General features: G+C 46.8%; 6 protein-coding genes and 1 pseudogene. 3 read left to right on the top strand and 4 right to left on the bottom strand.

What is annotated here, in order from left to right:
• Positions 1-130: 130 nt before the first annotated feature.
• Both PN462_RS14440 and PN462_RS14435 read right to left on the bottom strand, forming a co-directional pair.
• Positions 131-1387, bottom strand: coding sequence for a DUF3747 domain-containing protein (locus PN462_RS14440; RefSeq protein ID WP_272129162.1), 1257 nt, complete (start codon positions 1385-1387; stop codon positions 131-133).
• 130 nt (positions 1388-1517) lie between these two features.
• A complete protein-coding gene (locus tag PN462_RS14435; protein ID WP_272129160.1) occupies positions 1518-2414 on the bottom strand; it encodes an NAD(P)-dependent oxidoreductase in 897 nt (298 codons plus the stop codon).
• A gap of 607 nt (positions 2415-3021) precedes the next feature.
• Between PN462_RS14435 and PN462_RS14430 the strand changes: the two genes are divergently transcribed.
• Positions 3022-4023 (top strand): pentapeptide repeat-containing protein, encoded by a 1002-nt coding sequence (locus PN462_RS14430; RefSeq protein WP_272129158.1) that lies wholly within the window; start codon positions 3022-3024, stop codon positions 4021-4023.
• Between the two features lie 80 nt (positions 4024-4103).
• Positions 4104-4976, top strand: coding sequence for an NAD(P)-dependent oxidoreductase (locus PN462_RS14425; protein ID WP_272129157.1), 873 nt, complete (start codon positions 4104-4106; stop codon positions 4974-4976).
• Positions 4977-5052: 76 nt separating this feature from the next.
• On the opposite strand, the gene PN462_RS14420 is transcribed toward PN462_RS14425, so the two are convergent.
• Both PN462_RS14420 and PN462_RS14415 read right to left on the bottom strand, forming a co-directional pair.
• Positions 5053-6201, bottom strand: a complete 1149-nt coding sequence (locus PN462_RS14420; RefSeq protein ID WP_272129155.1) for a 5-(carboxyamino)imidazole ribonucleotide synthase — start codon at positions 6199-6201, stop codon at positions 5053-5055.
• A gap of 69 nt (positions 6202-6270) precedes the next feature.
• Positions 6271-7134, bottom strand: a complete 864-nt coding sequence (locus tag PN462_RS14415) for an Npun_R2479 family HD domain-containing metalloprotein (protein ID WP_272129154.1) — start codon at positions 7132-7134, stop codon at positions 6271-6273.
• Positions 7135-7612: 478 nt separating this feature from the next.
• Between PN462_RS14415 and PN462_RS14410 the strand changes: the two are divergent.
• Positions 7613-7879, top strand: a pseudogene (locus tag PN462_RS14410) (hypothetical protein); the annotation flags it as partial.

The following is a 7879-nucleotide window of genomic DNA, read 5'->3' as shown; positions in this document are numbered from 1 at the left end:
CCCCAACCCCCTCTCCCAACCTTGGGAGAGGGGGAGAAAATGTCTCTCACAAGTGTCTGAAACAACGGTGTCTCGTTCTACAATTTCTCACCTTGACAGGGCTGGCAATGCCCACCCTACTCCCTAACTCTTAATCCTCCGCACAATTTAACATTCGTAACGTCGCCGCCGCCGCATAATTCCGTAACGCCGAATTATTGGGATAAAACGCCGTTCCCTGTTCATTTACGGGAGACGCTACCCCACAATAAGCCGACATTTCCCGAATTAAATCATTTGCCCAATGGGTGCGGATATCCGAGAAATTAAACGGGGTTTCCGTTTGTTCCAACCCAGAGGACTTCCCTTGCTCCGTTTCGGCATATTGTGCCGCCTTTTTCAACACTGCCATTAACTCCGCACGGGTTAACGCTTGGGTGGGACGAAAACGGCCATCAGGATATCCGGACACAATCTCAGTTCTTTTCGCCCATTGAATTTTCGCTGCACTCCAACGCGAGGCCGCTACATCCGGAAAAGGATTACTAGACACATTGGACGGGGCATTAGTATCTACATTGGGAATAGTATCGAGAGCTTCAAACACCATCGAAACGACCTGCTCTCTAGTCAGAGCCGTAGTAGGCCGAAACGTATTATCTTCAGGGAAACCCGCAATAAATCCCCGTTCTAATGCTGCTTCGATTTCTTCCCGATAAATATCGTTATTAATATCTCGGAAAGAGGGATCAGGGGTGGGACTAGGACTAGGACTAGGACTAGGGATAGGAGTCGGAGTTGGAGTCGGACTCGGACTGGGACTCGGACTGGGACTGGGATCAGGCAGAGACCCTTGGTCATAGGTAAAATAAATGTGACCTAACACATCCCCTTGATAGGTGCGTTTGGTAAACTTCCAACCTGGTTCGAGGATAATTTTGTGATAGTCTCCTGTGCGGATGCCGTTGGTACTACCAATCAAAATTTCTTCTAGATCAGGCCGACTTGTCCCAATACGGGGTGTTCCTACTAATTGTAATTCCCCCCCTCGTTGAGTCACTCGTAATAAATATTCCAGTCCTAAGTCCTCTCCGTTGATGCGGACGGAATACCCGTTACTGTCCACGCTACGACGACAACTCCCGGTAAAGTCAAAAGTCGTCCAGAGGGGTTCGATAAGGGTGGGATTACTGCCTAACTCGTCCCAACAGTCTCGTTTCCCCGGAATTTGCTCGATGACAACCAAGTTAAATTGATTACTGCCAAAGGGGGTAGCGACGGCGACAAAGTTATCTTGCTCGACCTCTTGTTGTCCGAATAATGCGGCTCTGGCCAAGCCGATAGGTAGGGCAATGGCCAGAAATCCTGTTGCTAGAGCCGCTAGTTTAACGGGTAATTTTGCTTTCATTGTCAAAATCCTTATGATTCACAAAAAGAAGTGAGGAAATTCCCCTCACAGTAAGAAAATATTGTTGATTGCCCAATTGTCTTACATTTTTGCTTAGGTTTACCTTCACTTCTAAGAAGTGTTACAGGGCTTACTGTTCCCCTAGTCCTGTTTCCCGATAGGCTCGTATCATGGCCTGTGTTCCCTGTTCATCGGCCTGAGCATCCAACAGTTGGACGGTTTTAAACAATTCGGTGGCAAAATCTGTCCCTGGTAACTTTTGACGGGCATTTTCAGCGATTTCTTTGACGAGACGTAAATCTTTGACCATGTGTTTAATCATAAAACCGGGATCATAATCGGACTCGGCTACTTTCATGCCTAAATTGGACAAGGCCCAAGACCCGGCGGCCCCGGTGCTACAGACTTCTACAATTAAGTTGGGATCAATGCCCTGTTTCTCTGCCAGTAACATGGCTTCACAAATGCCGACTAAGTTAAGGGAACAGAGAATTTGATTACACATTTTCACCGCTTGGCCACTGCCTACGGGTCCGCAATGGCGGATATTTTTGCCCATAATTTCAAAATAGGGCTGACATTGGGCAAAATCGGGGGCTTCTCCCCCTACCATAAAGGTCAGTGTGCCATTTTTCGCGCCTACATCCCCCCCAGAAATGGGCGCGTCGAGAAAGCGAAAGTTTTTTTGGACTAATGCTGCCCCTATTTTCTTCGCTGCTTCTGACCCAATGGTGCTGGTATCGACGATGAGCGCGTTGGGTTGCGCATATTGCACGATTCCTTGTTCACCGAGTAATACTTCTTCTACATCGGGGACATCTCCAACACAGGTAAAGATAATGTCTGCTGACTGGACGGCCTCTTGTAGGGTTGGCACAACGTTCACTCCGGCCTCTGCGGCTATTTGGCTGCCTGGCCGGTTGGGGGTGCGATTCCACCCGGAAACGGTTTTTCCTGCTTTCGCTAGGTTGGCAGCCATCGAACCGCCCATTACGCCTAAACCGAGGAATGCTAGTGATTGACTCATATCTCCCGTTTCACCCTTTGCAACAACAGTACCTAGGTTAACTTACCTTTTTTTGTTGTTTGTTGTTTGTGAAAAAGGGAATAGGGAACAGGGAACAGGGAATAGGGAACAGGGAACAGTAAACAGTAAACAGTAATGTTGTTTGTTCTTGGTTCTTTGTTCTCCTCCATCTCCCCCATCTTCCCTATCTCCCCCATCTCCCCCATCTCCCCCATCTCCCGATACCCTGTGTCTTCTAGGTTTGGAGTGGTTCAAAATGGCTTTGGGAACTGACAAGACGCAATGGAGTCAATAGGTATGTAAGGAAAGTTCGGATAACTTTACAAAAGTTAGTTTATTTCGGTAAATACTGAGAAGACTTTACAAAAAATTATTTTTACTTACAAAAACTCGATAAAGAATGAGTGTATAATATAAATATTTTGTACTTTTATTGATTTTTTCTGAAAATATTGCTGGGAAAGAAAATAGTATTCTATGCTCATAAATATACCTAAAACCTTAAAGTTTTATTTATAGTATTTGAAAATACAAAAGCTCTTTTTTTGGCATCTTTTTTTAAAAAGCAAAAATTGTCAGTTTGCATACAACGCAAGGAGTTAGTCTGATGGATGCTAAAGAAATAATTCGACGCTATGCCAGAGGGGAAAGGGATTTCAGGGGGATTAACCTAGTTAGGGCGAATCTCATTGAAGCGAATCTCATTCATGCTAATTTGTCGGAATCGAAATTGCAAGATGCTTCTCTGTCTCGCTCTCATTTGGAACGCTGCTTTCTGTTATCGGCTAATTTGAATGGTGCTTATTTATACGGCGCAAATTTAAGTTACACGAAATTGGATCAGGGGCAGTTAATTGAGGCGAATTTAACGAAAAGTGATCTGAGTGGGGCGCAGTTGGCTCGTGTGAATTTACAAGGGGCGAAGTTGAGTGGGGCGACGCTGAAATGGGTTTCGTTGTATCGGGCAAATTTACGGGGGGTGAATTTGTGTGGGGCGAATTTGAATGGAATTAATTTGCGATCGGCGAATTTAGCGGGGGCGAATTTAAATTGGACGAATTTAAATGGGGCCCGACTGAGTGGGGCGAATTTGCAAGGGGCCCAGTTGAGTGGGGTGCGCTTGCAAGGGGCGTGGTTGAATGGGTTAGATTTTTCTGGGGTGAATTTAAGTGGGTTGGAGTTGGAGGAGATGAAGTTGAGTGGGGGAAATTTGACGGGGGCGGATTTGACGGGGAGTAATTGTAGTTATGGGCAGATGCGACAGACAAATTGCGATCGCGCAATCCTCAAACAAGCCGACTTCCACCAAACCAACCTCAAAGGCAGTCGATTTTGGAAAGCCGACCTCACCAAAACAGACCTCAGTGAAGCCGACTTACACCACGCCGACTTACGGGAAACCAACCTCAACTGGGCCAACCTACAAGGCACAGACTTGAGGGGGGCCAACCTCCAAGGGGCCACCTTACAGGGAGCAAACCTCGAAAGTGCCAACCTCCGAGGAGCAGATTTACGCAACGCCAACCTACAAGATGCCAGTCTCAAAGGGGCCACCTTACAGGATGCTCAACTCACCGGGGCCACCCTCCCCAACGGCAAAATCTACTAACCCCCCTCAGTGAAGTTTCTCGCCGCATCCAAGACTTATCTTGTTAAATTGATAACGCGAGCAACTAGAGAGAGACAATCATGGAAATCAGTCTATTCGGCACAGGATTAATGGGGCAACCCATGGGCTTCAAACTCCTCGAAGCCGGCCACACCCTCACCGCCTACAACCGCACCCCCGAAAAACTCATCCCCCTCCAAAACGCAGGGGCAACCGTCGTCCACACCCCCCAAGAAGCCCTCCAAGCCTCCTCAGTCAGCATCTTAATGCTCACCAATGCCCAAGCCATTCAAGACACCCTCCTCTCCGACAGCAGCAAAAGCGCATTAGCCGGGCATACTATCATCCAAATGAGTACCATTGCCCCCCAAGAAAGCAAAGACTTCAAACAACAGATCGAAACCGCCGGAGGAAACTACTTAGAAGCCCCCGTCTTAGGCAGTATTCCCGAAGTGAAAAAAGGAGAATTACAAGTTATGGTAGGGGGAACACCGGAACAATTCCAAACTTGGCAAAATATTCTTCAGGTTTTCGGCAAACCCCTATTAATGGGAGAAGTCGGAGCAGCCAGCACCGTCAAAGTCGCCATGAATCAACTCATCGGCTCACTGGTGACAGCCTTCTCCCTCAGCCTCAGTTTAGTCCAAAAAGAAGGCATTGATGTAGATAAATTTATGGAAATTGTGCGGGGAAGCTCCTTATACGCCCCCAAATTTGATAGTAAATTAAAGCGAATGCTGCAAGAAAACTTCGACAACCCCAACTTTCCCACCAAACATTTATTAAAAGATATGCAAATTGTCAATAAAACCGCCGAAAACAAAGGGGTTAGCACTGACGCAACCCAAGGCGTAGAGCGCATTTTAGAGCGGGCTTTAGCATTAGGATTAGCCGACAGTGACTATTCTGCCTTATTCCAAGCCGTGAAAAATAATGACAGGAAATTCAGTTAATCATCGAACTGTAGGAGCAATTTATGAAGGAGCAATTTATGAAGGAGCAATTTATGAATTGCTCCTAGGGCAACCTCTAATCCACCCCATACCAAATCTTTTCCACTTGTTGGGAAATTTGGTTGGCTTCCTCCACACTATCTAATAATACTGTCACATGACCCAATTTGCGTCCCGGACGGGCTTCGGTTTTCCCGTACCAGTGGACAAAGGTACGGGGGAGGTTTTCCAGTTTTTGCCGTTGGGCGATATACTCAGATCGGGCGTGTTCAAATCCTAGTAAGTTGACCATCACTGCACCCTCACAAATAAGCTGAGGTGAGCCTAATGGTAGGTTGGAGATGGCCTGTAACTGCATGGCAAATTGGGAGGTTTCACAGGCATCTAGGCTATAATGACCGGAATTGTGGGTGCGGGGGGCAATTTCGTTGACTAATACTTGTTGGTCTGGGGTGATAAAAAATTCGATGCCATAAATGCCTACAACGTCTAATTTTTCCAGTAAGGTGGTGGCAAATTGACGAATTTGTTGTTCGGTGTGGGGGGAGATACGGGCTGGAATATTGACCCGATGACAGACTTGTTTTTCTTGTTCTGTCTCTACTACTGGATAAATAACGACTTCTCCAGAGACGCTGCGTGCCGCCATGACGGCTAATTCTCGCTCAAATGGGATCAACTCCTCAATGAGTAGGGATGGCTGTTTGTGGGCGTTCCAGAAGGCTTCTAGTTCTTCTTGACTTTTGATGATAAATGTGCCTTTTCCATCATACCCCTGTCGGCGTGCTTTGAGGACGACGGGGAAGCCGTAGGGGGATGTGATGGGGGTTTGGGGGTCGAGGGCTTTATACTGGGGGATGGGAAGACCGATGTTTTTTAGATAGTTGCGTTGGTCTAGTTTATCAAGTAAGGGCGCGATCGCATCTAACCGAGGATAAAAACAAACCCCGTCTTCTTCAAGAGGCCGCAACCCCTCTAGATCAACAAATTCATTCTCAAACGTCACCACATCACATTCCCTAGCTAATTCCCGCGTAGCCGCAATTTCACCCAAGGAGGCCAAGATCACATCATCGGCTAAATGCACCGCCGGATCAAGAGAATTAGGCGTTTGTACCACAATTTTAACCCCTAACCGGGAGGCTTCTTGAGCCATCATCCAAGCCAGTTGGCCTCCCCCCAATATCCCAACAGTAACAGGAGAGGAAGATGGCAAATTACTCAATTTTTGTTCTATCTCTGACATAGGTGATGGGTAATGGGTAATGGGTAATGGGTAATGGGTTACTGACAGCTAGGCCGCAGTCGTCTCCGTTCCCTTGACTTCCTCCTCATGTTCAACACGGAACACAGTAGAATATAGATTAGCAATAATTTGTTTCCCCGATTGAGTGAGATTGAGAAACTTTAACGCCGTGGGAAGATAGGGGTAAACAGCTTTCCAGTAAAAACTGGGATAATTGGCTCGTAAATCCCCTGGACTCTTATACCCTAAAACTTGATTTGTGCCAATTTCTTCAAACTCGTAATATAAAGCGGGAATCTTCTGTAAATAGCGCGGATCACTTAATTGGCCAATTAAATCAGCAGCACGCACTAACCCCGGATAATTGGCCGTTTCTTTATGATCTTTATCATCAGGGACCGGGAAACGGGTTAATTCTATATTATCCTTGAGCATTTCTGCATCAATGAGCTTATGACCGCCAAACCGTTCTTGTACAAACAGTTTACCGCGATCAACGTGATAAGGTGCAAGACTCGCATCACTGGCCCCAACGGGGAGTTGAATCTTTTCATCGCCGATGCCTGTGGCGTATAACTGCTTTTCTAGGTCATCGGGCCGACACACCCCTTTAACATAGCCAATATCGTGGCACAGTAGCGAAATATGAAAATGTAACCAGTCTTCCGGTGTTGTTCCCCCTTCTTTGATATGCTTTCCTCGGAGAATTTCTTGCCCCACTAAAGTGACAAAAATGGTATGTTCTACGTTGTGATAGAGTGCGTCACTGTTGGCGATGTTCTCTAGTGCCATTCCTGCACCCCAGGCAATAATTTCAGCATATTCGGCTTTCCATCCGCCATAGGTGCGGTGATAGCCTGCTGTCAATTTCTGCACGAGGTTGTCGATCAGCAAGTTGGTAGCAAGAAACATAATCGTTGGTTTAGGCGATAAGAGTAGAGTTAGCTATTAGTCTCAGTAAGTCCCAAGGCTTTACTCAGTTCAAGGTGGGATTGCTTCTTTATTGTAACGGTTCTGCGTGGTCTTTCGTAGTGGGGCGTGACCCCTAGGGGATTTTTGGCCTGTTGTCATGGGGAGGTGGGGAAGATGGGGGAGGTGGGGAAGGTGGGGAAGATGGGGAAGATGGGGGAGATTTTAGAGGACAGGGATAGATCGTTAGACTGACAAGGGAGAGCGGATGTTTCGTGAATTTCCGATCTTGTTCCAGGAGATGGATCAATCCGAGTCTCAGACTGCGCCTAGCATACCGGAAAAGTCCCGTTAAGAGGGCAAAAATCTTGAGAAGATTTCGGAGAATGAGCAGAGATCATTAGACTTATACAGTAGGGGGAAAGGAATAGATTAGGCTTTTCCCTCTACTGTAGTGTTATTTTTTGAAAGAGTATTGGTTATGTTAAAGAAGATAAGATCGCTGGTGATGGTGTTTTTTGTTGCGATCGCGCTATTCATTACCACCGCCTGCAGCAGCAACGTCAGTATTGAACCAGAACCCCCACAAGTCCCCCAAGAAGTCCAAACTCCCCCATCTTCCCAACCTGCTGAGGAAGACGTAACTGAAACAGAAACCCCCTCTGAAACCCAAGAGGAAGTCAGCGAAGACGTAACTGAAACAGAAACCCCCTCTGAAACCCAAGAGGAAGTCAGCGAAGACGTAACT

This window comes from Spirulina sp. CS-785/01, assembly GCF_028330525.1.
Classification (GTDB): Bacteria; Cyanobacteriota; Cyanobacteriia; order Cyanobacteriales; family Spirulinaceae; genus JAQMSD01.
Note: the sequence above shows the minus strand (reverse complement) of the source record. Positions and strands in the feature narration are given on the sequence as shown.